We start from the raw sequence: 25,073 nt of genomic DNA, 5'->3' as shown, positions 1-25,073 counted from the left end.
CAATCGCTCCTCATGCTGCCTGCAGGGCGTCGACCACCACGCGGCCGTCCACCAGGTGCAGGGTGCGCGAGGCCTGGGCGGCGTGCGCCGGCGAGTGGGTGACCATGACCACGGTCGTGCCCTCGGCGTTGATGTTGCGCAGCAGGCGCATCACTTCGTCGCCATGTGCCGTGTCCAGGTTGCCGGTCGGTTCGTCGGCGAGCAGCATGGCCGGCTCCGCCACCAGGGCGCGCGCGATCGCCACGCGCTGCTGCTGGCCGCCCGAGAGCTGGGACGGGCGATGCCTGGCACGGTGCGCCACCCCCAGGCGCTCCAGCATGGCCTCGACGCGGCGGCGCCGCTCGGCGGCCGCGGTGCCGGTGTATTCCAGCGCCAGCTCGACGTTCTCGTACACGCTCAGCTCCTCGATCAGGTTGAAGCTCTGGAAGATGAAGCCGACCCGCCCGCGGCGCAGCGCGTTCAGGCGCGCCTCGCTCCAGCCGGCCACGTTCTGTCCTTCGAAGAAGTAGTCGCCTTCGTTCGGCACGTCGAGCAGGCCGAGCACGCTCAGCAGGGTGGACTTGCCGCAGCCGGACGGCCCGGTGATGGCGACGTATTCGCCGGCCGCGATGTCGAGGTCGACGCGGTCGAGGGCGCGGGTCTGCACTTCGCCCGCCTGGTGGATCTTGGAGACGCCCCTGAGTTTCAGCATGGTGCTTCCTTTCTGATTGTTTGTTCGCTTATCGGTTGATCTGCAGCTGCTCGGCCTTGCCGAACGGCCCGTAACTGGAAATGACGACCTGCTCGCCCGCGCTCAAGCCGGACAGGACCTCGACGTGGCTGTTGTTGCGGCGGCCCAGGCGCACGGCGCGCTTCTCGGCGCGCCCGCTGGCCTGGTCGACCACGAAGACCCAGGCGCCGCCGGTATCGTTGACGAACGCACCCGTCGGCAGCAGCAGGGCCTGGGCCGGCTGGCCCAGGGTCAGCTGCGCGTCCAGGCTCTGGCCCGGGCTGATCACGGCCGGCTGCTCTCCCGTGAACACCATCTCGGCGGTAAAGCGGCCATCGCGGATTTGCGGGAACACCGCGCTCACCTTCAGCGGGTAAGCCTTGCCGTCCTGGGTCACGCTGCCCGCCAGGCCGCGCGTCACCCGGCTCAGGTAGAACTCGTCGACTTGCAGCGAGAGCTTGAAGCGCTTGGGGTCGTCGATGCGGCCGATGTTCTGGTTGGGCTGCACGGTCTGGCCCACCTGCAGGCGGAAGTCGGTCAGCATGCCGGCCGCCGGCGCACGCACGGCCAGGGCGTCGACGGTTGCGCTGACCAGCTGCAGGCCGGAGGCGAAGCCGTCAATCGCCGTTTCCATCTGTTGCAGGCCGCGCTGGCGTACGCGCTCCTCCAGCTCGAAGCGGCGCTGTTCGTTGTCCAGGGTGCGGCGCTGCTGGGCCAGGCGGTCGCTTGATTCTTCCAGCGCCACCGCCGAGATGAAGCCCTGCTGGGCCAGCCGGCTGTTGCGCGCATGCTGCTTCTCGGCCTGCTGCACCGCGAATTCGGCATCCGACAGGCGGCGGCGGTGTTCGCTGCGGCTGGTTTCCTGGGCCACGCGCAGGTTGGCCAGGTTCGAGATCTGCTGCGCCTGTTCGGCCTGGCGCTCCAGCAGCGCCAGGTTGCGCAGCGGGTTGGACAGGCGGAACAGCAGCTGGCCTTTGTCGACCGCCTGGCCGTCCTCCACCAGCACTTCCTCGACGCGGCCGGATTCGACCGAGTCGAGCATGATCGAATTGAGCGGCTGCGCGGTGGCGCGCACCACGATGTCGTCGCGGAAGATGCCGGTGGTGGCGCTGGCCAGGCGCACGTCGGCGCTGTCTACCTGCAGGCCGTGCGGCATGGTGTGCCAGGCGCCGGCGCCGAAGGCGGCGAGCAGGGCGAGGGTCACGCCGGCGCGCACATACAGCTTGGCGCGGCGCTTGGGCATCACCACGTCCATGGCGGCGCCGGTGACGGCCTGGGCTTGGGGAGGGAGTCGGTCCATAGTAGTCGGGTATTCGAGACTGCGGGTTGAAATGCCCCAGTCTTCGCAACTTCCGTGCCATCCCGGTTTTGGCGCTTGCGAATGGCGATTCGAACAAATGTGTCCGGATTCGGACAGGTATGCATGTTCGCAGGCGGACAGGTGTCCGGCTGGCTGTCCACAGCGCGGATTGGCGCTGCTAGAATGCGATTCTGTCATTACCCGCGCACGAACGCATGTCCCCATCGACCGCCTCCATCCTGATCCTCGACGACGACGAGGACGTCGCCTGCGCCGCGCAGATGCTGCTGCGCCGGCGTCACGGAAAGGTCGCGACGCTGGGCGATCCGCGCGGGCTCGACGCGGTGCTGGCAGAAGGCGTACCCGAGCTCGTGCTGCTCGACCTGAACTTCACCCCCGGCCGCATCGATGGCGCCGAAGGGCTGGCGGTGCTGGACCGCCTGCGCGCGCTGCCGCGCCCCCCCGGCGTGATCGCGCTGACGGCCTATGCCGACATTCCGCTGGCGGTCGAGGCGCTCAAGCGCGGCGCCAGCGATTTCATCACCAAGCCCTGGGACAATGCGCGCCTGGTGGCGGCGGTCGACGGCGCCCTGGCGCGCCACGCCGCCACGGCGCCGCTCGACGCGACTCCGGGCCAGGCGGGCGCCTCGCCGCTGATGGGCGACTCCGGCCCGATGCGCGAGCTGCGCGCGATGATCGCCGCGGTCGCCCCGACCGAGGCCAACGTGATGGTGCTGGGCGAGAACGGCGTCGGCAAGGAGCTGGTGGCGCGCGCCATCCATGCGGCCTCGAAGCGCGCCGGGGAAACCTTCCTGGCCGTGGACATGGGCGCGTTGCCGGAAGCTACTTTTGAAAGCGAACTGTTCGGTCACCGCAAGGGGTCCTTCACCGACGCCAGGTCCGACCGCGCCGGGCGTTTCCAGGCGGCGCGCGCCGGCACCCTGTTCCTCGACGAGATCGGCAACATGCCGCTCGGCGCCCAGGCCAAGCTGCTGACCGCGCTGGAGCGTCGCGAAGTCACGCCCCTGGGCGCGGACCGGGCCGAGCCGATCGACGTGCGCATCGTCAGCGCCACCAACCTGGAAGAAGCGCGCCTGTTCGACACCTCGGTATTCCGGCCCGACCTGTTGTTCCGCCTGAACACCATCGTGCTGCGCGTGCCGCCGCTGCGCGAGCGGCGCGACGACATCCCCCAGTTGCTGCACCACTACCTGTCGCTGTACGAAGGCCAGTACGGGCGCCCGGTGCGCGAGCTGACCCCGCACGCGCTGGACGCCCTGTGCGCCTGGCCCTGGCCCGGCAACGTGCGCGCGCTGCGCCACGCCTGCGAGCGCGCGGCGATCCTGGCGGCGCAGCCGGAATACCGCTTCGAGGATTTCGGATTGTCGGCGCCGGCTGCGCCACCCGCCGCGGCGCCGGCCGTGGAGACGCCGGCGCAGACCGAGGACTTCAGGCTCGGCACGCTGGAACGCGACACCATCGCCGCCGCCCTCGACAAGGCCAAGGGCAACATCAGCCTGGCGGCGCGCATGCTGGGCCTGAGCCGCGCCGCGCTGTACCGCAAGCTGGGCAAGCATGGCATCTGAGCCACGGCTCAAGGCCAGCGTCCTCTTGTCAGTGGCGGGCGTCGCCGTGCTGGCCTTCGGCGCCGGCATGGTCCACGATTCGCCGCGCCTGGTGGTGCTGTGCGCCCTGGCGGCGCTGCCCTTGCTGTGGACGCTGTGGGGCTGCCTGGAGCGGCTGGCCATGCTACGCCATCCCAAGCCGCCCGAACCGAAGGCCGTCCTGACCATCGAACAGCAGCACCTGGTCGACAATGCGCTGGCGCTGGAGACCAGCCTGGAGCACGCGCCGATCGCGCTGTTTCGCATCGAGGGCGCGGGCGAGGAAGCGGCGGCCACGCTGGTAAAGCCCCTGAACGGCAATGCGCGCAAGCTGGTCGCGCCGGGCCGCGCCGTCGAACCCGCCGCGCTCTACCGCCAGCTGGCCGGCCAGCCCGGCGAACGCCGCACCATGATCCAGTTCGATACCGAGCGCGGCGTCGAGCGCGCGCTGCTGGCCGTGTCCGAGCTGGTGCTGCAGGGAAGAAGCCAGCGCCTGGCCGCCCTGATGCCGGTCGAGAGCGAACTGGAAGCCGAGGCCCTGAACGCCTGGCGCCAGCTGGTGCACGTGCTGACCCACGAGATCATGAATTCGCTGACCCCGGTGGCCTCGCTGTCGCGCACCGCGCGCGACATGCTGGACGAGGTGCGCGCGGCGCTGCCGCAGGATGTCGCCCACGACCTGGTCACCGCGCTCGACGCCATCAGCCGGCGCGCCGACAGCCTGGCCGACTTCGTGGCCAGTTACCGCAGCCTGTCGAACGTGCCGGCGGCGCGGCCGGAACGCATCCACGTTGCCGCCCTGTTCGAGCGGGTGCGCGCACTGGTCGCCCCGGCCTGGCGCGCGCGCGGCGGCCAGGTCCAGTTCTCGGTGGAGCCGGCCACGCTCGAGCTGGTGGCAGACCCGGGGCAACTGGAACAGGCCCTGATCAACCTGCTCAAGAACGCCTTCGAAGCCAGCGCCGGCGTCGACAAGGCAGGCGCACGCGTCAGCGCGCGCCTGGTGCGCGGCGGCCGCCTGCGCATCGAGGTGGCCGACGACGGCCCCGGCGTGCCGCTCGAACTCGTCAACCACATCTTCACGCCCTTCTTCACGACCAAGAAGCAGGGCGGCGGCATCGGACTGGCGATGGTGCGCCACCTGGTGCACGAGAACGGCGGCACCGTGCGCTATGCGCGGCCGGTGGGCGCCGGGGCGCGCTTCGTCATCAGCTTCTAGGGCGGCGGTCGTCGGCGAAGAAGCTCGACGGCGTGCTGCCGAAGGTCTTCCGGAACATGGCGCTGAAGGCCGACTGGCTGGCGTAGCCGAGCTGCTGCGCCACCTGCCACAGCGGCATGCCGCGCGCGATCAGGGAAACGCCGTGGGCCAGGCGCACCTGCTGGCGCCACTGGCCGAAGCTCATTCCCAGCTCGCGTTCGAACAGGCGCGCCAGCGTGCGTTCCGAGGCGCCCGCCGCGTGCGCCCAGCCGGCCAGGGTCTGGGTGTCGCCGGGCGCCGCCAGCAGGGCTTCGCACAGGCTCTGCAAGCGCTTGTCGCGCGGCAGCGGCACGCGGATCGGGCGCGATGGGGCGCGCGCCAGCTCGTCCAGGATCAGTTCGCCGATCAGGGCGGCGCGCCATGGGTCGCGCGGCTGCTCGCCCGTCTCGAGGGCGGCGATCAGCTCGCGCAGCAGGCCGCTCACTTCCACCACGCGGCAGGTCTCGCCGCGGAACGGGTCGCGCGAGGCGTGGATGCGCAGGGGACTGAGGCGGGCCGCCTCCATCATCGTGACTGCGTGGACGACGTGCGGCGCGATCCAGATCGCGCGCTGCGGCGGCACGATCCAGCTGCTGTTTTCCGCGCTCACCCGCACCAGGCCGTTGTGCGCATAGGTCAGCTGCCCCCACTCGTGGCTGTGGGCCCCCACCGAGACGTCGGCGGGCAGGTCGCGGGCAACCAGGCTGACCGGACGCTCGCTGGTCGGGCCCGGTCCCGGAGTCGGAGGAAGCGAGGTTCTCGCAAGCGGCATGGCAGGTTCTCGACAAATCTTGACAGGCTATCTTAAATCGGACGCCGGAAATGTGCTTACACTGGCTTTTTCGGCAAGAGGGATGCGATGAACAACGACAACAGCTTGAAGCAGGATGCCCGCGTGATCGGCCTGGTCGGCCTGGCGCACGGCACCTCGCACTTCTATCACCTGATCCTGGCGGCCCTGATCCCCTGGCTCAAGCCCGCCTTCGGCCTCAGCTACACCGAGCTGGGTCTCCTGATGACGGTGTTCTTCGTGGTCTCGGGCGTGGGGCAGGCCCTGGCCGGCTTCGTGGTCGACCGCGTCGGCGCGCGGGCCGTGCTGTTCTTCGGCATGTCGATGCTGGGCGTGTCGGCGCTGGTGCTGGCGCGCGTGGACAGCTATGCCGGCCTGGTGGCGGGCGCGCTGCTGGCCGGCATCGGCAATGCGATCTTCCACCCGGCCGACTACACGCTGCTGAACCAGCGCGTCTCGCGCGACCGCCTGGCGCACGGCTTTTCGGTGCACGGCATCAGCGGCAACATCGGCTGGGCCGCGTCGCCGATCTTCCTGACCTCGATCGCGGCCACCCAGGGCTGGCGCGCCGCGCTGCTGTGGGCGGCGCTGCTGCCGATGGCCGTGCTGGCCTTGCTGGTGCTGAATCGCGCTGTCCTGTACCCGGATCCGATCAAGCGTACGGCCGGGACCGCCCAGGGCGGCACGCTGGGTTTCCTCAAGCTGCGCGCCGTCTGGCTGTGCTTTGGCTTCTTCCTGCTGACGGCGGTGGCGCTGGGCGGCATCCAGAGCTTCGCGACGATCAGCCTGGAATCGCTGTACGGCATTTCGCATGCGCTCGCCACCAGTTCCTACACCGCCTACATGCTGGCCTCGGCGCTGGGCATGGTGGCGGGCGGCTTCCTGGGCGCGCATGCGAAGCAGCACGACCGCACCGTGGCGGCGGCCTTCGCGGCGGCGGCGCTGCTGGCCCTGGTGCTGGCGGCGGGCGCCGGCCCGTCCTGGATGGCCTTGCCGCTGATGGGCCTGATCGGCCTGTGCTCGGGCGTGGCCGGACCTTCGCGCGACCTGATGATCCGCGCCGCCGCACCGCAGGGCGCGACCGGGCGGGTCTACGGCGTCGTGTATTCGGGCCTGGACAGCGGCCTGGCGATTGGCCCACTGCTGTTCGGGCTGGTGATGGATGCGGGCCGGCCGGGCTGGGTGTTTGCGGGCGTGGCGCTGTTCCAGGCGCTGGCGATCGCCACCGCGGTAGGGGTGGGCGGCAGTACCCGTGCGCGCCAGGCCGGCACGGCCGGGCAGGCAGCCTAGGCCGGTCCGAGCCTTACGGCCGGCGGCCGAGGCTGCGGCGTGTCCAGCTGCGGCGCATCCAGTTGCGGCTGCGATGGGTCCGCCAGCAGTGCGCCGGCGTCGCGCATGATCGAGAGCATGGTCCGCACGCAGGCCAGGGTCGGCACCCCGGTGTGGGCGTCGGCTCCCTTGGCGTAGGCACGTGCGATGCGGGTCGCGACCGGTGCGCCGCCAGGCACCTGTTCGCGGTACAGGCGGATCAGGGTGACCACCGTCTCGTGCAGGATGTGCTGCGCGCCGCGCGCGATGTTGCGTCCGCTGCCGACCTCGCGGACCGAGTCGGCGACGATCTGTTCGAGCTGGCGTTCGGCCCTGCCGATGAGCATGGCGACCTGGCCGGGAGTGAAGCTGATACGCATGCGTCTACCTCGTCTTCCGTGTTGAAATCATGCCGCCTCCTTGGCGACGGAGCCCGCTCGCGGCATCACCCGCGATGGCCGCACGCGCGGCGGCGGCGGCGGCGGGGCGAAGGGCCGGATCTGCGTCAGGGTGCCGGGAAAGGGCGCCACCGTATCGTCGATCTGGTGGACCTCGCCCGCGGCGCCTTGCAGGAACTGGGCAATCGCGATTCTGACAAGCGTGCGGTTGGTGAGTTCGGACGTCAGCCCGACTTTTCGGCTGTGGTACAGATAGGTCGAGATCACGCCGTCCTGGCCGGTGATCTCGACCTTCTTCGGCAGCGAAAAGCCGTAGCGTCCGCTGGCCCAGAGCTTCACCAGGCACGCGCCGCTGGTTGGGGTAGAAAAGCTGAAGTTCATGCATAAATCGTAATCCCGGCTGCAGGTATGCACGATTCGAAATTGTTCCAAACCGTAACGGACGAAATATTCGTTTCCGCGTGTTATGGCTGAGTCGACCCAGGGCTAGGCGCGGCCGGCAGAGTATGCTTTACTCTCGGTCAGCATCGACGGCCACGCAGTTTGCCTCGGGAGGATGGAATGCACAGCATGAAACGATCGTCCGTGATCGCCCTTGTCGCGATCGCTTTTGCCGGCCAGTCGCTTGCGGCCGAGATCATCCGCGGCCGGGTCGTCGATGGCGGCGCGCGCGGAGCGGGCATTCCCGCCGTCACGGTCAACATCGAGGACAAGGACGGGAAGCTGCTCAAGGCTGCCCTGACCGACGCAGCCGGCCACTATCGCCTGGAAGTGCCGGAAAGCGCCCGCTATGCCAGCTTCGACAAGCTGAAGTACCAGAACCGGTCGGCGCGCCGCACGCTCCAGCCGGGCGCCGCTGCGCAGGCCGACGTCATCCTGGTGGCGCAAGGCCGTCCGGCGGCCTATTACCGCGCCCTTGCCAGGGCATTCAAGGAGAGCGGGCAAACGCAAGCGCTGCAGTATGCCGCGAGCGTGGCCGCGCTGCCGCCGGCTGAACGCAAGCTGGTGACGGACGCGCTCACCGCTTCAGGCGCGGCCGCCGCGCTGGCGTCGGTCAGGCGCATTCAGGATACGGGCCTGCCGCGGACGCCCGACGGCAAGCGCTTCGACACGGCAAGCCCTTTCCCTCACTGAACGGCCGGCGGCGATGCGCTCGTCGCCCCCACGTAGAACACGCCGTCGAACTGCGGCGACGGCGGCACCAGCGAGAACGGGCCGGCTGGGGCTGGGTCGACGCGGTTGATGTCCCAGGCGGTGGCGCCGCAGGTGTCGGGCGTGGCGCCCCGGCACACCCAGGCGGTGCCGCCCGCCGTACCCACCGTGAGCGAGAGCGGCCTCTGGTCGGCCAGCAGGTAGATCGCGGATTCGTAATGAGGATTGAAGCGATTGCCCTTGCTGCGGATCGCATGCGGGGCGCCGACCAGTGCCACCAGCTGGCGGCCCGTCCCCTGGCGCAGTTCGGCGCGCAGGTGCTCGGCCATCGCGGCGCTGCGTTGCGGCGTCGCGGTCACGGTATCGATCGCGGTAATGCGGATGTCGGCGCCTTGCGCACGCAGCGTGCGCACCTGCTGGATCAGGCGCAGCATGTCGATGCTGGTCCTGCCATCCTGGCGCGGACTGCGCCACAGGCCGCCCCCCAGCAGCCGTTCGACGTCCTGCGGCGTGCCCTGGCTGGCCAGGAAGGCGTCGAGCGCGTCCTGTGCGCTCGACGGCAGTTCGATGGCCAGCGTGGTGCTGCGCTGCCGTTTCGCGCCAGCGCACAGGTAGGCGGCGACGAAGGCCGGCACCTCGCGGGTGCCGTGCACGTCGCCGAGCACCAGGAAGGGCGCGTCCGCGACCGCCGCCGGTATGGCTTCCAGCGGCGTGCAGGACAGGGCCGTGGCCGCGTGCAGCGGCAGCGAGGCGAACAGGGCGGACAGGACCAGGGCGGCGGTGGCGCGGCGGGGCGGCATGGGTGTCCTTCGTGAATGGCCGGGCCAGCCGGCGACAGCGCCAGCATAGTTGCTTGCGCGTTCCCCGGGCAATGCGCATTGCATGGGGCGCGCCCGGTTAAGCCTGCCTTAATCCCGAGCGCGGCGCGCGTTCGATGATCTGCGCCAGCGGCGCCAGGTCCACCGGCTTGACGAAGTGATGGTCGAAACCGGCCGTCTTGGCCAGCACCCGGTCGTGGGCCTGGCCGTAGCCGGTCAGGGCGAGCAGGGTCGCGGCCCGTCCACGCTCGCTGTCGCGCAGGCGGCGCGCCAGCGCGTAGCCGTCGATGTCGGGCAGGCCGATGTCGAGGATGAAGACATCCGGCCATTCCCGCTCCGCCTGCGCCAGCGCGTCCCGCGAATCGTGGGCGGTGTCCACCAGGTGACCGAGCGAGCGCAGGACGTCGGCCAGCGACAGGGCCGCATCGACGTTGTCGTCGACCACCAGGACGCGCCGGCCGCCGCCCGAGCGTGCCGGCGCCGCCGCTTGCCCTTCCCCCGGCGCCGCACCAGGCTCGCCGTCGAACACCGGCAGCGTCACCGTGAAGCTGCTGCCCTTGCCCAGGCCGTCGCTGTGGGCGGCGACCTGGCCGCCGTGAAGCTGCACCAGGCTGCGCACCAGCGCCAGGCCGAGCCCGAGCCCGCCCTGGGAACGGTCGGGGGTGCGCTCGGCCTGGGTGAACAGGTCGAACACGTGCGGCAGGATGGCGCGGTCGATGCCGATGCCGTTGTCGCGCACCGCGATCGTCACGCTCGCCGCATCGGTCTCGACCGACAGCGCGATGGTGCCGCCCTGGGCGGTGTACTTGGCCGCGTTGCCCAGCAGGTTGACGATCACCTGCACCAGCCGGATGCGGTCGCCGAACACCCAGCAGCGCCGCGACGTCATGTGCTGGTCGAAGGCCTGGCCGCGCGCTTCCATCAGCGGCCTGGCCTGCTCGACCGCGCTGGCGACGACCGCCTTGACGTCGACCCGTTCGCGCTCCAGCTCCACCAGGCCGCGCGTCACGCGCGAGACGTCGAGCAGGTCGTCCACCAACGAGGTCATGTGGCGCACCTGGCGGATGATCACTTCGCTCGACTGGCGCACCCGCTGCGGGTCGAGCGTGGTCATCGAGAGCAGCTGGGCGGCGTTGCTGATCGGCGCCAGCGGGTTGCGCAGCTCGTGCGCGAGCATGGCCAGGAACTCGTCCTTGCGGCGCGCCTGGGCGCGCAGCTCTTCCTCGCCGGTCTTCTTGTCGTGGATGTCGGTCAGGGTGCCCATCCAGCGCGTGGCCTTGCCGTTCTGGTCGAGCAGGGGCAGGGCGCGGTTGAGCATCCAGCGGTACTCGCCGGAATGGTGGAGCAGGCGGTGCTCGATCTCGTAGGGCGTCCCCAGGGCCAGGCTGTTGCGCCAGGCCGCGAGCAGGGCCGCCAGGTCGTCCGGGTGGACCACCTCGCCCCAGCCGTTGCCGCCGATGCGCTCGACCGGCAGGCCGGTGAACGCGCTCCAGCGCGCGTTCAGGTAATCGTTGGTGCCGCCGGCGTCGGCCGACCAGGCCAGTTGCGGGATGGCGTCGGCGATCAGGCGGAACTTGGCCTCGCTTTCCATCATCGCCCGTTCCGCCTCGATCTGGGCGGTGATGTCCATGTTGGCGGCCACCGCGCCCACCATCGCGCCCTCGCGGTCGTGGATCGCCGCGGCCCGCACCAGGATCGTGCGGCGCGTGCCGGGCTCGCCGAAGGGTTCGATCTCGAACACCCCGGCGGCCTGGACCTCGCCCTGCAGCGCGCGCGCGATCGGCCATTCGTGCGCCTGCACGCGCTGTCCCGCCTGTGCCGAACCATCCGGCCACCAGCCTTTCCATTCGGCGTACTCGCCGACCTCGCCCGGCATCGGATGCGCCCCCCAGATCTGGCGGTTGGTGGCATTCGCCACCAGGAGCTGGCCCGCGGCGTCGGCGTAGACGATGCCGACCGGCGCGGCGTCGAGCAGCACGTCGAGCCGGCGCGCGCTTTCGTCGGCGCGCCGTGACGCGGCCAGCGCCGCGCGCTCGCTCTCGATGCGCGCCCCCTCGGCGTGCTTGCGCTCGGTGATGTCGACGGCGATGCCGGCGAAGCGGCGGCTCCCGGTGTCCGGATCGGCGAACACCTTGCCGCGCGCGTTGACCCACACGTCCTGCCCGGAGCGCTGCGGGATCCGGTATTCGATGTCGTACAGGGTCTCGGTGAGGATGGCGCGGTCGATCGCGGCCAGCACGGCCGGGCGGTCCTCGGGGTGGATCATGTCGGTGAAGCGCACCAGCTCCGTCCCCTCGCGGGCGAGCGCGGCGTCGACCTGGAACAGGCGCGCGAAGCGTTCGTCCACATGGGTGGCGGCGGTGTCGAGGTCGTAGGACCAGGTGCCGATGTTGCCCGAGGCTTCGAGCGACAGGGCGAGGTGCTCTTCCGCCTCCTTGTGCCGGGCCAGCGCGCGCACCTTGTCGCTGACTTCGATGACCGTGCACAGCAAGCCGCACACGACGCCCTGGTCGTCGCGCACCGGGCTGTAGGAAAAGGTGAACCAGGCCTGTTCGCGGTAGCCATGGCGCTCCACCGTGGTGGCATAGTTCTCGAAGAAGAAGGACTCGCCTGCCAGCACGCGAGTGGCATACGGGCCGACCGTGTCCCACACCTCATCCCAGACCTCGGGCAGCGGCCGGCCGAGCGCATCGGCGGACTTGTTGCCGAGCAGGGGCAGGTAGGCATCGTTATAGAACAGTTCCAGCCGTGGGCCCCAGGCCAGGAAGGTCGGGAAGGCCGAGCCCAGCATGATGCCGAGCGTCGTGCGCAGGGCCGCCGGCCAGGCGGTGATCGGTCCGAGCGGGTGCGCGTTCCAGTCGTGCGCGTGGATCCGGGCACCTAGGGCGCCGCCGTTCGACAGGAAGGCTAGCATGGGTTCGGTAGGGGGCACGGCGGTTCGAACGCTGGGAAAACTGGCGATTTTACTGAAAAAATGGCAAGTGCCGCGCCACCATGCCGTTCAGTCCGGGTCGGCCGGCGCCGATTCGCCGGATTCGTGCAGGCCGCTGTCGACCACAGCGCGCATGGTCGCCAGCAGCTGGACGCCGCGCTCCGCGCCGAACTGCGCGTCGAAGCGGGCCTGGGCGCGGCGCCAGGCGGGAAGGATGGCCTCGACCTTGTCGCGCCCGAGCGCGGTCAGCTCGATGACGCGCTCGCGCCGGTCCTGCTCGCCGGGACGTACCTGCACCAGTTGTTCGCGCACTAGGGGCTGCAGGTTGCGCGCCAGCGTGGTGCGGTCCATCACCATGCTCTGTGCCAGCTGGGTCACGCTGGCCGGGCGCGGCCTGAGCCGGGACAGGATCGCGAACTGGGTCACGCGCAGGCCCGATCCGGACAGCATCTGGTCGTAGAACGAGGTGACGTAGCGCGAGGCCTGGCGCAGCGCCGAGCAGTAGCACGCGGTATCGGGAAGTGGCTGGTCGGGATTCATGCCGCGAGTATAGCCTTGCAGCGGCGCCCGCGCTCGGGTCCCGGGAGGCCGCCGCGCACTGCTGACATGCCGCAAACGCAGCGGGGCCCCGCCTTCTAATCTGGGGAGGCTCCCACAACCAGCCATCGCCATGAGCAGCCAGCCGTCCGTCCCCGCTTCCCCACGCGTCAGCGTACTCATGCCCACCTTCGAGCAGGCGGCCTTCATCGGCCGCGCCCTCGACAGCCTGTGGGCGCAGACCTATCCCGACTGGGAGCTCGTCATCGTCGACGACGGCTCCTGCGACGACACCGCCAGCGCCCTGGCGCCCTGGCTGGCCGACGCCAGGGTGCGCTACCTGCGCTTCGACAGCAATGGCGGACTGGGCCGCGCCATCAACGCCGGCCTCGACGCCGCGCGCGGCGAACTGCTGGCCTACCTGCCGAGCGACGACGTCTGGTATGCCGGGCACCTGGCGCAACTGGTGGCCTGCCTCGAGCGCGCGCCCGGCGCGGTGCTGGCCTATGCCGGCGTGCGCCACCACTACAACCGCAGCGCCGACGGCATCGTCCCGGGGGAATGCCTGCAACCCGTGCAATGCCTGCACCGCCGCACCGCACTGCGCTGGCGCGAGCGCGCCGAGCTCGAGAGCGACGACCTCGACCGCCTGTTCTGGACCGGACTGCGCGCCCAGGGCGCCTTCGTGCCGACGGGGGAGATCAGCTGCGAGTGGGTCGACCATCCGGGCCAGCGCCACAAGCGCATGCGCGAGCCGCTCGGGGGCATCAACCCCTTCCGCCAGCACTACCGGGTAGCCGGACCGCTGCGCTTCCATACCAGCACCGGCAACCCCATCGACGAGGAGCGGCTGTATGCGCAGGTGCGCGCCGCCCGGCCGCAAGACGCACGCAAGGGCTTGAAGATCGTGCTGGCCGGCGAGCTGGCCTATAACGCCGACCGCGTGCTGGCGCTGGAAGCCCTGGGGCACCGGCTGTACGGATTGTGGACGCCGGCGCCTTGCTGGTTCAATACGGTCGGGCCGCTGCCTTTCGGCCAGGTCGAGGAGTTGCCGCGCCATGGCTGGCGCGAGGCGCTGGCGCGCATCGAACCCGACCTCGTCTACGCCCAGCTCAACTGGCAGGCCGTGCCCTTTGCCCACGAAGTGCTGATGCACACGCCGGACATCCCCTTTGTCTGGCATTTCAAGGAAGGCCCCTTCATCTGCATCGAGAAGGGAACCTGGCCGCTGCTGGCCGACCTGGTGCGGCTGGCCGACGGCTGCATCTACAGCAGCCCTGAAATGCGCGACTGGTTCGCCACCGCTCTGCCCGGGCTGCCCATCGGGCGCCCTGCGCCTCGTCTTGAACATGTGCTCGACGGCGACCTGCCGCGCCGCGCCTGGTTCCTGCAGGAGCGCTCGCCCCTGCTGTCCGCAGCGGGCGCGGGCGGCCAGGTGCACACCGTGGTGCCGGGGCGGCCGATCGGGCTGCATCCGCCCACGGTGGCCGAGCTGGCGCGCCACGGCATCCACTTGCATTTCTATGGAGACTTTACGCAGGGCCAGTGGCGCGAGTGGATAAGGACAGCACAGGCGCTGGCGCCGGAACACCTGCACCTGCACCGGAATGTCGACCCGGACGGATGGGTGCGCGAATTCTCGCAATACGACGCCGGCTGGCTGCACGTGTTTCGCAGCCAGAACGGCGGCGACATCCGGCGCGCCGACTGGGACGACCTGAACATTCCGGCGCGGGTCGCGACCCTGGCGGCGGCCGGGCTGCCGATGATCCAGGTCGACAACGGCGGCGCCATCGTGGCAGCCCAGGCGCTGGCCCGGCGCCTCGGCATCGGGGTGTTTTTCGACAGCATCGAGGACCTGGCGCGCCAGCTGCACGACCGCGCCGCCATGGCCGCGCTACGCGAGCGCGTGTGGCAGGTGCGCGACGGCTTCTGCTTCGACTTGCATGTGCCCGGCCTGGTGGACTTCTTCGGGCGCGTCATCGCCCGGGCCGGACGGCAGGGGAGGGTGCGGGCCGGCGGGCCGTTGCGAACGCCGCTGCGGCGCGCAACTTAGCGCGCTCCCTGCCCTTTCCAGCCGAGCAGGTCCCCGCGCGGATAGCCCCATGCCGCCAGCGGCGACGGGCAGGGTTCGGTCGCGCGGACGGCATACGGCAGGGTCGAGAAGTTGGGCTGGTCGGGAGCGCCGAAGCGAATATCGGTGGCATTGCCCCCAGCCAGCGAGGGCACGCGGGCGAAGCGCAGCCAGGCGTCGAAGTGGCAATTGGTCCGCTGCAGCGCGCGGAAGTCCTGCAGGCTGCCGGTCTCGCTGAATTTCCAGGCCAGTGCCGCTGTCGCCGCAGGCACAGCCCGGGCGGCCGCTTCGGCTCCCCGACCCCCTGCGTCGCGCAGCACCGGCCTCCCGGCGGCTTCGCTTGCACTATCGGGCACACCGCCGAAGCGTTCCGGGCATGCCCAGACCGGGCTCAGGCCGGGCGCCAGGCTGAGCACGCCGACCCGTACCCCATAGCTGCCGGCGGCCGGCTTGTCGGACACGGTGGCAAAGGACCAGCACAAGGGATTGGCCGGGAAGGACGACAGTGCGATGTCGAGCACGCGGCTGCCCGGCGCCACCGTGTCGAGCGCGCTGCGGATCTCGGCGCGCGCAAGCTGCGCGCCCACGGCCTGGATGCCGACGAAGCCCACGCAGGCGAGGGAGGCCGCCACCAGTCCGGCACGCGCCCCCAGCTTGAGCCTGGCGCCGGCGACCAGCAGCGCCACCATGCCCAGCCCGGCGAGCGAACCCCATTGCAGGAAGCCCATCCAGGTAAACAGCACCGGCATGCCTGCAAAGAAGCCCAGCCCCAGCCAGCGCAAGCCGGTGCGCCGCGACAGCAGGGCCAGTGCAAAGCCGAGCGCGGTCCAGAACACCGGCTCGACGATGAAGACGAGGTCGCCGTACAGCCAGCGCGAATCGAAAGGGTGGAAGGGGTGGACCCCGTACACGTTCAGGCCGTCGAAGGACAGGTGCAGCACCATGCCCAGCAGGGCGGTGCCGACGACGGCGCGGCGGGTGCGGCAATCTTCCTGCAGCAGCCGGCGCGCTGCCGGCCACAGCAACCAAGTCAGGGCCAGCAGCAGGAGCACCTGCGGCAGCGCGTACAGCAGGGTATGCGTGTGGCCGCGGTGGTGGATCAGGTAGCCCAGCGGCGCCGGCAGCAGCGGCGTGAGCACCAGGTCGAGGTCGGGGAAATTACTGGCCAGCAGGCCGGTGAGCAGGAGGGCGCGGCGGCGGGTACGGCCCCGGGCCGGATCGCTTGCCGGGGGCAGGGCGCGCTCGACCAGTTCTCCCAGGGCCAGGCCGACGAGCGAGTGTGTCATGTTGTCCATATCTAAAGCTTACACCAATGGCAACCTTTGACGTAAATCAAGGTTTTTTGCGGGCTCTACGCCACGTGGTCACAGTTAAATTTGATCCAAGTCAAAAAATTCGGTGTTTCACTTGTTAGAATCGTGCGCTTGGAGTTTTGCCTTACGGCAACAAGGAGAAGCACGTGCGTACCAACCTGCCGGTCACCGGCATCGAATACCTGTTACAGGAAGGCCAGTCCATCGTTTCCAAGACGGACACCAAGGGCCGCATCACCTACGTCAACCCCAGCTTTGTCGAAGTCAGCGGCTTCGACGAGCACGAATTGCTCGGAAAGGCGCACAACATCGTCCGCCATCCGGACATGCCGCCGGAAGCATTTGCCGACCTGTGGCGCACGCTGCAGGCGGGCGAGCCCTGGACCGGCCTGGTCAAGAATCGTCGCAAGAACGGCGACTTCTACTGGGTGGTTGCCAACGTGGTGCCGGTCAAGGAGGGAGGCCGCGTCACCGGCTACATGTCGGTGCGTACCGCACCGAGCCGCGAGCAGGTGGTGGCGGCCGGCGAGCTCTATCGGAAATTCCGCGCCGGCGAGGCGAAGGGGCTGACGATCCACCGTGGCGCCGCACGCCGCCTTGGTTGGCGCGCCCGCCTCGGTGCGCTGCGTTCGCTGCCGCTGTCGCGCCGCCTCGGCATCATGATGGGCGGCCAGGCGGTGCTGATGGCCGCCCTTGGGCTGGCAGCGGACGGCTTGCTGTGGAAATTGCTGGCGGGCGCAGGCGTGGCGGCGACGCTGGCGGCCTGGGCCGAACTGCAGCGCACCATCGCACGTCCCCTGCGCGAGGCCACCGCCGCCGTGTATGCACTGGCCGGCGGCGACCTGTCGCACCCTTGCGAGCCGGGCCGCAACGACGAGATCGGCCGCCTGCAGCTGGCGCTGCGCCAGCTGAACGTCAACCTGAAGGCGATCGTCGGCGACGTGCGCCGCAATGTGGGCTCGATCGAGCATGCGACCCGCGAGATCGCGGCCGGCAACGGCGACCTGGCCAGCCGTACCGAAGCCCAGGCGGCCAGCCTCGAGCAGACCGCGAGCAGCCTGGCGCAGATCGCCGCGGCGGCCGGCCACAACACCGACAGCGCGGTGCGCGCCGACGGGCTGGTCGTGGCCGCCTCGAACGTCGCCGGACGCGGCGGCGAGGCCGTGGGCCGGGTGGGCGACACCATGGGCCACATCAGCGCCTCGGCCACCCGCATCGTGGACATCATCGGCCTGATCGACGGCATTGCCTTCCAGACCAATATCCTGGCGCTGAACGCAGCGGTCGAGGCGGCCCGTGCCGGCGAGCAGGGGCGCGGCTTTGCCGTCGTCGCCGGCGAGGTGCGCAGCCTGGCGCAGCGCTCGGCCGCGGCGGCCAAGGAAATCAAGACCCTCATCGAAACCTCGGTGCAGCAGGTCGGCGAAGGCAATGTGCTGGTGGGCGACGCCGGCCAGACCATGCGCGAAGTGGTGGCCAAGGTAGCCGAAGCGGCCGCGATCATGAACGGCATCACCGGCGCCAGCCGCGAGCAGGGCGCCGGCATCGCCCAGGTGAACGCGGCCATGGCCCAGCTCGACCAGATCACCCGCGAAAATGCCGCCCTGGTGGAAGAATCGGCGAATGCCTCGGCCAACGTGGCCGACGAGGCCTTCCACCTGGTGCAGGCATTGTCGGTGTTCAAGCTCGACGAGCAGGCGCCGGCGCGGCGCTCGGCGCCCACTGGACCGGCCATGGTACGGTAGGGCGGGCGGCGGCATTCGGCAGGCAGAGAAGCCGCGCCGTCAATGCCGCCCACCCCACGGTCCAGGTTCAGGAATGTTCGCAGACTCGTCCGTATTTGATGCAAGTCAAGGATTTCCAAGACGCTGATCAATAAACTGCCTGTTATTCGAGCCGTTTTGCAGTTCCGCAAACCGGCAGCAGCAGGAGTTGATTGACATGCATGCAACAGTGTTACCGGCCGTGGGCAAGCCCGTGGTTCCCATCCTTGCCCACCCGGCAACCCAGGCCGCCGCAACTTCCAGCGTCGACGTCGACCTGGACCTGCTCAAGCGCCTCGGCAAGAACGGCCCGCGCTATACCTCGTATCCGACCGCCGACCGCTTCGGCGAGGAATTCGGTTACCGCGACTACCTGCATGCCGTGGCCGGCCTGCGCACCCGCGGCGGCGCCCGCCCGCTGTCGCTCTACCTGCACATTCCGTTCTGCGACACGGTCTGCTACTACTGCGCCTGCAACAAGATCGTCACCAAAAAGCGCGACAAGGCCGCGACCTATCTCTCCTACCTGAAGCGCGAGATCGCCATGCAGGGCGCGCTGTTCGCCGGCATGAACGAGGTCGAGCAGCTGCATTTCGGCGGCGGCACCCCGACCTATCTTTCCGACGCCCAGATGGACGACTTGATGGCCCACCTGCGCCGCAACTTCCGCTTCGCGCCGGACGAGGTAGGCGAATACTCGATCGAGGTCGATCCGCGCACCGTTTCAAGCGAGCGGGTGCATACCTTGCGGCGGCAGGGCTTCAACCGCATCAGCCTGGGCGTGCAGGACTTCGACCCCGAGGTGCAGCGCGCCGTCAACCGCGTTCAGCCCGAGCATGAAACGCGTGCGGTGATCGATGCCGCGCGCGCCGCCGGCTTCCGCTCGGTGAGCATCGACCTGATCTACGGCCTGCCGAAGCAGACCCTGGAGACGATGCGCCAGACCCTCGACAAGGTGGTGGCGGCAAGCCCGGACCGCATCGCCGTCTACCACTACGCCCACATGCCGCACCTGTTCAAGCCGCAGCGCCGCATCGTGGAAGCCGACATGCCGTCCAGCGACACCAAGCTCGCGATGCTCCAGCTTTGCATCGAACGCCTGGGCGCGGCCGGCTACGTCTACATCGGCATGGACCATTTCGCCAAGCCGGACGACGACCTTGCCGTGGCCCAGCGCCAGGGCCGCCTGCACCGCAACTTCCAGGGTTACTCGACCCATGCCGACACCGACCTGGTGGCCTGCGGCGTCTCGGCCATCGGCGCGGTGGGGGCCACCTACAGCCAGAACGTCAAGACGCTCGAGGAGTACTACGACCTGCTCGACCAGAACGAGCTGCCGGTGGCGCGCGGCATTCGGCTCGGCATGGACGACGCGCTGCGCCGCAGCCTGATCCAGAAGCTGATGTGCCAGTTCGAGGTGTCGATCCCGGCGCTGGAGCAGGCCTTCCCGATCGTGTTCCGCGACTACTTCGCGCCCGAGCTGGCGCGCCTGCGCCAGATGGAAGAGGACGGCCTGGTGAGCGTCGGTCCGGAATGGCTGACCGTGACCATGAAGGGACGCCTCCTGATCCGCAACGTGTGCATGGTGTTCGACCGCTACCTCGCCGCCCGCAGCGAGGGTCCACGCCACTCGCAGACCATATGAACGTCAGCCTGTTCCCGGTATTCCTGGTCGGCCTGGCCGGCAGTGTCCACTGCGCCGGCATGTGCGGCGGCATCGTGGGCGCACTGTCGGTCGCGCCGCGGCCTGCATTCCCGGTCCCGGTGCGCACCGTGGCCGTCCAGCGCCTGGCGCCGGTGGCTGCGCACGTGGGGGCCTACAACGCCGGCCGTATCGCCAGCTATGCCACTGCCGGCGCCCTGGCCGGCGGCCTGGCGGGCGGCGCGGCCAGGCTTGCCGGGCTGCCGGCGCTGCAGCTCGGGGCCTACGTGCTGGCCAACCTGATGCTGGTGGCGCTGGGACTTTACCTGATGGATGCCTGGCGCGGCCTGGCGCTGCTGGAGCGAAGCGGGCAGGCGCTGTGGCGCCGCATTTCCCCGCTGCTGCGCCAGCTCGGTCCGGGCGCCACGCCGGGACGCATGTTCGCGGCCGGCGCGCTGTGGGGCTGGCTGCCTTGCGGGATGGTCTACAGCATGCTGGTGACGGCCATGCTGAGCGGCTCCGCGCTGGGTGGCGCAAGCGTGATGCTGGCCTTCGGGCTGGGCACGCTGCCGATGCTGGCGGCGATCGGCATGGCCGGGGTGCGCCTGCGCACCCTGTTCCAGCTGCGCCAGGTGCGCCTGGCCTGCGGCCTGCTGATCCTCGGCTTCGGCCTGCTCGGGCTGTGGCGCGCCGTCGGCGGGATGTCCGCGCCCGGCGCCGCGGCCCACGGGATGTGGGCCCACTGGATCGACGTCCTGTGCGTGGCGTCGGGAGCTGAAGCATGAGCGCGGTGCTGGCACAGGTCGCGCCGCCGGTAGGGGCGGTGGAGGGCGCCGAGGCAGCCGCCGCCAACGATGCCCTGCGCAGCGCCGGCCTCGGCGCCGCCGCCGCGGGCTGCTTTCACTGCGGCTCCCCGGTCCCGGAAGGCAGCCGTTGGCAGGCCCGGGTCGACGGCGCGCCGCGCAGCATGTGCTGTCCCGGCTGCGCCGCCGCGGCCGAGGCGATCGTCGCCGGCGGCTTCGCCGACTATTACAGCGTGCGTACCGAATACGCGGCATCGAATGCCGCCAGGGCGGACGAACCCGAGCTGGCGCTGTTCGACCAGCAAGGCATGCAGGGCGAGGGCAGCTTCTCGATCGAAGGGGTGCGCTGCGGCGCCTGCGTCTGGCTGGTCGAGCGCCGCCTGGGGCAACTGGCCGGCGTGCAGGAAGTGGCGCTGAACGTTGCCACCGGGCGCGTGTTCGTGCGCTGGGACCCGGCCCTGTGCCGCCCCAGCGCGATCGTGCGCGCCTTGCGCGCCATCGGCTACTTCGCCGCGCCCTACGATGTCCAGCGCCATGCCGAACGGATCGAGCGCGCACGCCGCACCCTGTTCCGCCAGCTGTTCGTGGCCGGCCTGTCGATGATGCAGGTGATGATGTATGCGGTGCCGGTCTACCTGGCCGAAGACGGCAGCATGGACGCCGACATGCGCGCGCTGATGGCTTGGGCCTCGTTCGCGCTGACCCTGCCGGCCGTGTTCTATTCGGCCCTGCCTTTCTTCGCGGGCGCCTGGCGCGACGTCAAGCGCGGCGTGCCCGGCATGGACGTGCCGGTGGCGCTGGGCATCGCGGCCGCCTTCGCCGGCAGCTGCGCCACGCTCCTCTCGGGCAAGGGCGAGGTCTACTTCGACTCGATCACGATGTTCGTGTTCCTGCTGCTGGGCAGCCGCTACCTCGAGCTGGGCGCGCGCCGGCGCGCCACCCAGGCGCTCGACACCCTGCGCGGCGGGGTGCCGGCCTCGGGCCTGCGCCTGCTCGGCGATCCGGCCGCGCGCGATACCGAGCTGGTGCCGGCGTCAAGCCTGGCGGTGGGCGAACTGGTGCTGGTGCCGCCGGGACGGGCGGTGCCGGCGGACGGAGTCATCGATGAGGGCACGACCGAGCTGGATTTCTCGCTGCTGACCGGCGAAAGCCGGACCCGCCGCATGGGGCCGGGCGAGGTGCTGCCGGGCGGCGCCGTCAATGCCGGCCAGGCCATCGTGGTGCGCATCACCGCGTCGGCGCGCGACAGCACGGTGGCGATGCTGGTCAGGCTGGTCGAACGGGCCGGCCAGGGCAAGCCGGCGATCGCGCTGTGGGCCGACCGCGTCGCCGCCTGGTTCGTGCTGGCCCTGCTGGTCTTGAGCGCGGCGGTCTACCTGATCTGGAGCACGGTCGACCCCGAACGTGCCTGGCATGCGGCGGTGGCGGTACTGGTGGTGTCCTGCCCATGCGCGCTGTCGCTGGCCACCCCGACCGCGCTGGCCGCGGCCACCGACCGGCTGCTGCGCCGCGGCGTGCTGGCCGTCGCCCCGCATACGCTGGAAACCTTCGAGCGCGCCACCCACGTCGTGTTCGACAAGACCGGCACCCTGACCCTGGGCCGCCCGGTGCTGCGCCAGGTGCAGCCGGTCGGTGCGCTCGACAGCGACCTGTGCCTGCGCATCGGCGCCGCGCTGCAGGCCGATAACTCCCATCCGATCGGCATGGCGATCCGCGCCGCGATGCCGGGCCACGGCTTGAGCGCGCGCGGCTTGCGCGCCGACATCGGGCGCGGCATCGAAGGCAGCATCGACGGCGTCGTCTACCGCATCGGCACCGCGGACTACGTCCAGGAGCTGGCCGGCGGCGTGGTGGGTTCGGCGGCGCCGGCCGGCACTAGCACCGCCTGGCTGGCCTGCGAAGGCCAGTGGCTGGCGCGCTTCGACCTGTCCGACGCACTGCGCGAGGAGGCCCGGGAGGTGGTGCGGCGCTTCCAGCGCGGCGGCAAGACCGTGATCCTGCTCAGCGGCGACGACCAGGCCGCAACGGCTGCGGTGGCGCGCCAGCTCGGCATCGCCAGCGCCTTCGGCGGCCGCCTGCCGGCCGAGAAGCTCGCCTTCGTGCGCGAGCTGCAGGCCGATGGCGCGGTGGTGGCGATGGTGGGCGACGGCAGCAACGATGCGGCCGTGCTGCGCGGCGCCGACGTTTCCTTCGCCATGGGACGCGGCGCCGAACTGGCCCAGGTGCATGCCGACGGCGTGCTGCTGGGCGACAGCCTGCTGCCGCTGGCCGACGCCGCCGTTACCGCGCGCCGCACCCTGGCGGTGATCCGCCAGAACCTGATCTGGGCCTCGGTCTACAACCTGGCCGCGATCCCGGCGGCGGCGACCGGCTTGCTCAACCCCTGGCTGTCCGGCATCGGCATGGCGGCCAGCTCGGCGATCGTGGTGCTGAACGCGCTGCGGCTGCGCAAGGACTGATATGGAAGCACTGTATTTGTTGATACCCCTGAGCGTGATCCTGGTCGCGCTGGCGGTATGGATCTTTTTCGGGGCCGCGGACAGCGGGCAGTTCGAGGACCTCGAAGGGCCGGGGATGCGGATCCTGGTGGACGACGACCGGCCGGCCTGAGCACCGGCCTACATCGACGGTCCGCGCCCGGTATGCTGGTCTTTCTCGAGCTGTTCCTGGCACGCGATGCACAGCCGCACCGTGGGCGTGGCCAGCAGGCGCGCGTCCGGGATGTCGCGCCCGCAGGATTCGCAGATGCCGGCGCCGCCCGATTCGAGCTTGCCGATGGCGACGTCGATCTCGTGCAGGAGGCTTGATTCGTGGTCGGCCAGGTGCTGCTCGTTGTGGCTGATCATTTCCGATTGCGGCGCATCGTCGCTCTGGCCCTGGTGGGCGAGGGGACCGATGGCTGGCGCTTCGTCATCTTGCGGGCCGGTGCGCGAGCGCACGGTGTCGAGCAAATCTTGGCGCGCCTGGTGCAGGCGCTTGCTGAGTTCTTCCGATACGGATTGCGATAGAGGCGGCATGGCGCGGTTCCTTCCTTTCCGAGTGTCCGTCGAGATCCTTGAATGATCTCAAATCGCAGCCTTGATTTTTCAGTCAACACGCCTCGCGCACTCGGCCGCAAGATGCTGTTGCATAGCTCATCTGATGCTGAACAATTTGATTCACATCAAGGATTTTTGCACTGCGAAAAACGACACTCCTGATTGTCATCCATCAAGGTATTTTCAGGAGAGCATCTTGGACACCAGTCTAAACTATAACTACAAGATCGTGCGCCAGTTTGCCATCGCGACCGTCGTGTGGGGCGTGATCGGCATGGCCGCCGGCGTCTTCATCGCGGCGCAGCTGGCCTGGCCCGCGCTGAATTTCGACATCGCCTGGCTGAGCTACGGACGCCTGCGCCCGCTGCACACCAATGCGGTGATCTTCGCCTTCGGCATCTGCGGCCTGTTCGCCACTTCCTACTACGTGGTGCAGCGCACCTGCCAGGTGCGGCTGTTCTCGGACAAACTGGCCAGCTTCACCTTCTGGGGCTGGCAGGCGGTGCTGGTGTCGGCCGCGATCTCGCTGCCGATGGGCTTCACCCGCGGCAAGGAATACGCCGAGCTCGAATGGCCGATCGCGATCCTGATCACCGTGGTCTGGGTGGCCTATGCGGTGGTCTTCTTCGGCACCATCATCAAGCGCCGCGTCCAGCACATCTACGTGGCCAACTGGTTCTTCGGCGCCTACATCCTGGCGGTCGCCATCCTGCACGTGGTGAACGGCGCGGTGATGCCGGTGTCGGCGATGAAGTCCTACTCGGCCTACGCCGGCGTGCAGGACGCGATGATCCAGTGGTGGTACGGCCATAACGCGGTGGGCTTCATCCTGACCGCCGGCTACCTCGGCATGGTCTATTACTTCATCCCGAAGCAGGCCGAGCGCCCGGTGTATTCCTACCGCCTGTCGATCGTGCACTTCTGGGCCCTGATCTTCACCTACATGTGGGCCGGCCCGCACCACCTGCACTACACCGCGCTGCCCGACTGGACCCAGTCGATCGGCATGGTGTTCTCGCTGATCCTGCTGGCGCCCTCCTGGGGCGGCATGATCAACGGGATCATGACCCTGTCGGGCGCCTGGCACAAGCTGCGCTCGGACCCGATCCTGAAGTTCCTGATCGTCTCGCTGTCCTTCTACGGCATGGCCACCTTCGAGGGCCCGATGATGTCGATCAAGACCATCAACTCGCTGTCGCACTACACCGACTGGACCGTCGCCCACGTCCATGCCGGCGCCCTGGGCTGGGTCGGCTTCATCACCATGGGTTCGATCTACTACCTGATCCCGCGCCTGGCTGGGAAAAAGCAGATGTGGAGCCTGACGCTTGTCGATACCCATTTCTGGGTGGCCACCATCGGCATCGTCCTGTACATCGCCTCGATGTGGATCGCCGGCGTGATGCAGGGCCTGATGTGGCGCGCGGTGAACCCGGACGGCACCCTGACGTATACCTTCGCCGAAAGCGTCAAGGCCACCTATCCCTACTACGTGATCCGCTTCACCGGCGGCTTCCTGTACCTGTCGGGCATGGCGATCATGGCCTTCAATACCTGGAAGACGCTGAGCGGCACGAAGAGCGTGGATGCCCTGATCCCGCTTGGGCCGGCCAAGCCGCATCCGAACCACGTGCAGCCCGAAGCGGCGCACGCCTGAACCA

General features: G+C 69.6%; 21 protein-coding genes. 11 read left to right on the top strand and 10 right to left on the bottom strand.

Going from position 1 to position 25,073, the window contains the following annotated elements; translation table 11 throughout:
- Positions 1-10 precede the first annotated feature (10 nt).
- Both B2R83_RS22140 and B2R83_RS22135 read right to left on the bottom strand, forming a co-directional pair.
- Complete coding sequence (locus tag B2R83_RS22140; RefSeq protein ID WP_209586177.1) at positions 11-691, bottom strand: ABC transporter ATP-binding protein; 681 nt, start codon at positions 689-691, stop codon at positions 11-13.
- 28 nt (positions 692-719) lie between these two features.
- A complete protein-coding gene (locus B2R83_RS22135) occupies positions 720-2,009 on the bottom strand; it encodes an efflux RND transporter periplasmic adaptor subunit (RefSeq protein ID WP_292045059.1) in 1,290 nt (429 codons plus the stop codon).
- Between the two features lie 215 nt (positions 2,010-2,224).
- On the opposite strand from B2R83_RS22135, the gene B2R83_RS22130 reads away from it, so the two are divergent.
- Together B2R83_RS22130 and B2R83_RS22125 are read left to right on the top strand one after the other, a co-directional pair.
- Positions 2,225-3,595 (top strand): sigma-54-dependent transcriptional regulator, encoded by a 1,371-nt coding sequence (locus tag B2R83_RS22130; protein ID WP_292045057.1) that lies wholly within the window; start codon positions 2,225-2,227, stop codon positions 3,593-3,595.
- Positions 3,585-4,829, top strand: coding sequence for a sensor histidine kinase (locus B2R83_RS22125; RefSeq protein ID WP_292045055.1), 1,245 nt, complete (start codon positions 3,585-3,587; stop codon positions 4,827-4,829). Before B2R83_RS22130 ends, B2R83_RS22125 begins: the two co-directional genes overlap by 11 nt.
- On the opposite strand, the gene B2R83_RS22120 is transcribed toward B2R83_RS22125, so the two are convergent.
- Positions 4,819-5,619 carry an AraC family transcriptional regulator gene (locus tag B2R83_RS22120; protein ID WP_292045052.1) on the bottom strand — a complete coding sequence of 267 codons (801 nt, stop codon included), beginning with the start codon at positions 5,617-5,619 and terminating at the stop codon, positions 4,819-4,821. The genes B2R83_RS22125 and B2R83_RS22120 overlap by 11 nt on opposite strands.
- A gap of 87 nt (positions 5,620-5,706) precedes the next feature.
- On the opposite strand from B2R83_RS22120, the gene B2R83_RS22115 reads away from it, so the two are divergent.
- Entirely contained in the window at positions 5,707-6,927 is a 1,221-nt protein-coding gene (locus B2R83_RS22115; RefSeq protein WP_292045051.1) for an MFS transporter, read from the top strand.
- Here the strand turns inward: B2R83_RS22115 and B2R83_RS22110 are convergent.
- Positions 6,924-7,325 (bottom strand): hypothetical protein, encoded by a 402-nt coding sequence (locus B2R83_RS22110; RefSeq protein ID WP_292045048.1) that lies wholly within the window; start codon positions 7,323-7,325, stop codon positions 6,924-6,926. The two genes, B2R83_RS22115 and B2R83_RS22110, sit on opposite strands and share 4 nt — an antisense overlap.
- A gap of 27 nt (positions 7,326-7,352) precedes the next feature.
- Positions 7,353-7,724, bottom strand: coding sequence for a hypothetical protein (locus B2R83_RS22105; RefSeq protein ID WP_292045046.1), 372 nt, complete (start codon positions 7,722-7,724; stop codon positions 7,353-7,355).
- A gap of 189 nt (positions 7,725-7,913) precedes the next feature.
- Between B2R83_RS22105 and B2R83_RS22100 the strand changes: the two genes are divergently transcribed.
- The gene (locus B2R83_RS22100; RefSeq protein WP_292045044.1) at positions 7,914-8,477 is read left to right on the top strand and encodes a carboxypeptidase-like regulatory domain-containing protein; all 564 of its coding nucleotides are present in this window, start codon (positions 7,914-7,916) and stop codon (positions 8,475-8,477) included.
- Here B2R83_RS22100 and B2R83_RS22095 read toward each other — a convergent pair.
- The 3 genes from B2R83_RS22095 to B2R83_RS22085 all read right to left on the bottom strand — a co-directional run bounded on the left by B2R83_RS22095 (position 8,471) and on the right by B2R83_RS22085 (position 12,785).
- The gene (locus B2R83_RS22095) at positions 8,471-9,295 is read right to left on the bottom strand and encodes a hypothetical protein (RefSeq protein ID WP_292045042.1); all 825 of its coding nucleotides are present in this window, start codon (positions 9,293-9,295) and stop codon (positions 8,471-8,473) included. The two genes, B2R83_RS22100 and B2R83_RS22095, sit on opposite strands and share 7 nt — an antisense overlap.
- A 97-nt stretch (positions 9,296-9,392) precedes the next feature.
- Positions 9,393-12,245 (bottom strand): PAS domain S-box protein, encoded by a 2,853-nt coding sequence (locus B2R83_RS22090; protein WP_292045039.1) that lies wholly within the window; start codon positions 12,243-12,245, stop codon positions 9,393-9,395.
- A gap of 69 nt (positions 12,246-12,314) precedes the next feature.
- Positions 12,315-12,785 (bottom strand): MarR family winged helix-turn-helix transcriptional regulator, encoded by a 471-nt coding sequence (locus B2R83_RS22085; RefSeq protein ID WP_292045037.1) that lies wholly within the window; start codon positions 12,783-12,785, stop codon positions 12,315-12,317.
- A gap of 130 nt (positions 12,786-12,915) precedes the next feature.
- On the opposite strand from B2R83_RS22085, the gene B2R83_RS22080 reads away from it, so the two are divergent.
- Positions 12,916-14,838, top strand: a complete 1,923-nt coding sequence (locus B2R83_RS22080; RefSeq protein ID WP_292045035.1) for a glycosyltransferase — start codon at positions 12,916-12,918, stop codon at positions 14,836-14,838.
- On the opposite strand, the gene B2R83_RS22075 is transcribed toward B2R83_RS22080, so the two are convergent.
- A complete protein-coding gene (locus B2R83_RS22075; protein ID WP_292045033.1) occupies positions 14,835-16,142 on the bottom strand; it encodes a metal-dependent hydrolase in 1,308 nt (435 codons plus the stop codon). The two genes, B2R83_RS22080 and B2R83_RS22075, sit on opposite strands and share 4 nt — an antisense overlap.
- 173 nt (positions 16,143-16,315) lie before the next feature.
- Here B2R83_RS22075 and B2R83_RS22070 point away from each other — a divergent pair, with 173 nt between their 5' ends.
- The 5 genes from B2R83_RS22070 to ccoS all read left to right on the top strand — a co-directional run bounded on the left by B2R83_RS22070 (position 16,316) and on the right by ccoS (position 22,984).
- On the top strand, positions 16,316-17,911 hold the full coding sequence (locus tag B2R83_RS22070) for a methyl-accepting chemotaxis protein (RefSeq protein WP_292045031.1): 1,596 nt from the start codon (positions 16,316-16,318) through the stop codon (positions 17,909-17,911).
- A 196-nt stretch (positions 17,912-18,107) separates the two neighbouring features.
- Positions 18,108-19,574 carry an oxygen-independent coproporphyrinogen III oxidase gene (hemN, locus tag B2R83_RS22065; protein ID WP_084416228.1) on the top strand — a complete coding sequence of 489 codons (1,467 nt, stop codon included), beginning with the start codon at positions 18,108-18,110 and terminating at the stop codon, positions 19,572-19,574.
- Complete coding sequence (locus B2R83_RS22060) at positions 19,571-20,356, top strand: sulfite exporter TauE/SafE family protein (protein WP_292045030.1); 786 nt, start codon at positions 19,571-19,573, stop codon at positions 20,354-20,356. Before hemN ends, B2R83_RS22060 begins: the two co-directional genes overlap by 4 nt.
- Positions 20,353-22,833: a heavy metal translocating P-type ATPase gene (locus tag B2R83_RS22055; protein ID WP_292045028.1), complete on the top strand. Its 2,481-nt coding sequence runs from the start codon at positions 20,353-20,355 to the stop codon at positions 22,831-22,833. Before B2R83_RS22060 ends, B2R83_RS22055 begins: the two co-directional genes overlap by 4 nt.
- 1 nt (position 22,834) lies before the next feature.
- Positions 22,835-22,984, top strand: a complete 150-nt coding sequence (gene ccoS / locus B2R83_RS22050) for a cbb3-type cytochrome oxidase assembly protein CcoS (RefSeq protein ID WP_027863618.1) — start codon at positions 22,835-22,837, stop codon at positions 22,982-22,984.
- A gap of 8 nt (positions 22,985-22,992) precedes the next feature.
- On the opposite strand, the gene B2R83_RS22045 is transcribed toward ccoS, so the two are convergent.
- Positions 22,993-23,391 (bottom strand): TraR/DksA family transcriptional regulator, encoded by a 399-nt coding sequence (locus B2R83_RS22045; protein ID WP_036208145.1) that lies wholly within the window; start codon positions 23,389-23,391, stop codon positions 22,993-22,995.
- A 217-nt stretch (positions 23,392-23,608) separates the two neighbouring features.
- On the opposite strand from B2R83_RS22045, the gene ccoN reads away from it, so the two are divergent.
- Positions 23,609-25,069, top strand: coding sequence for a cytochrome-c oxidase, cbb3-type subunit I (gene ccoN, locus B2R83_RS22040; RefSeq protein ID WP_051996255.1), 1,461 nt, complete (start codon positions 23,609-23,611; stop codon positions 25,067-25,069).
- The last annotated feature ends 4 nt before the right edge of the window (positions 25,070-25,073 follow it).

Source organism: Massilia sp. UBA6681 (assembly GCF_002454935.1).
GTDB classification, from domain to species: domain Bacteria; phylum Pseudomonadota; class Gammaproteobacteria; order Burkholderiales; family Burkholderiaceae_D; genus Telluria; species Telluria varians.
Note: the sequence above shows the minus strand (reverse complement) of the source record. Positions and strands in the feature narration are given on the sequence as shown.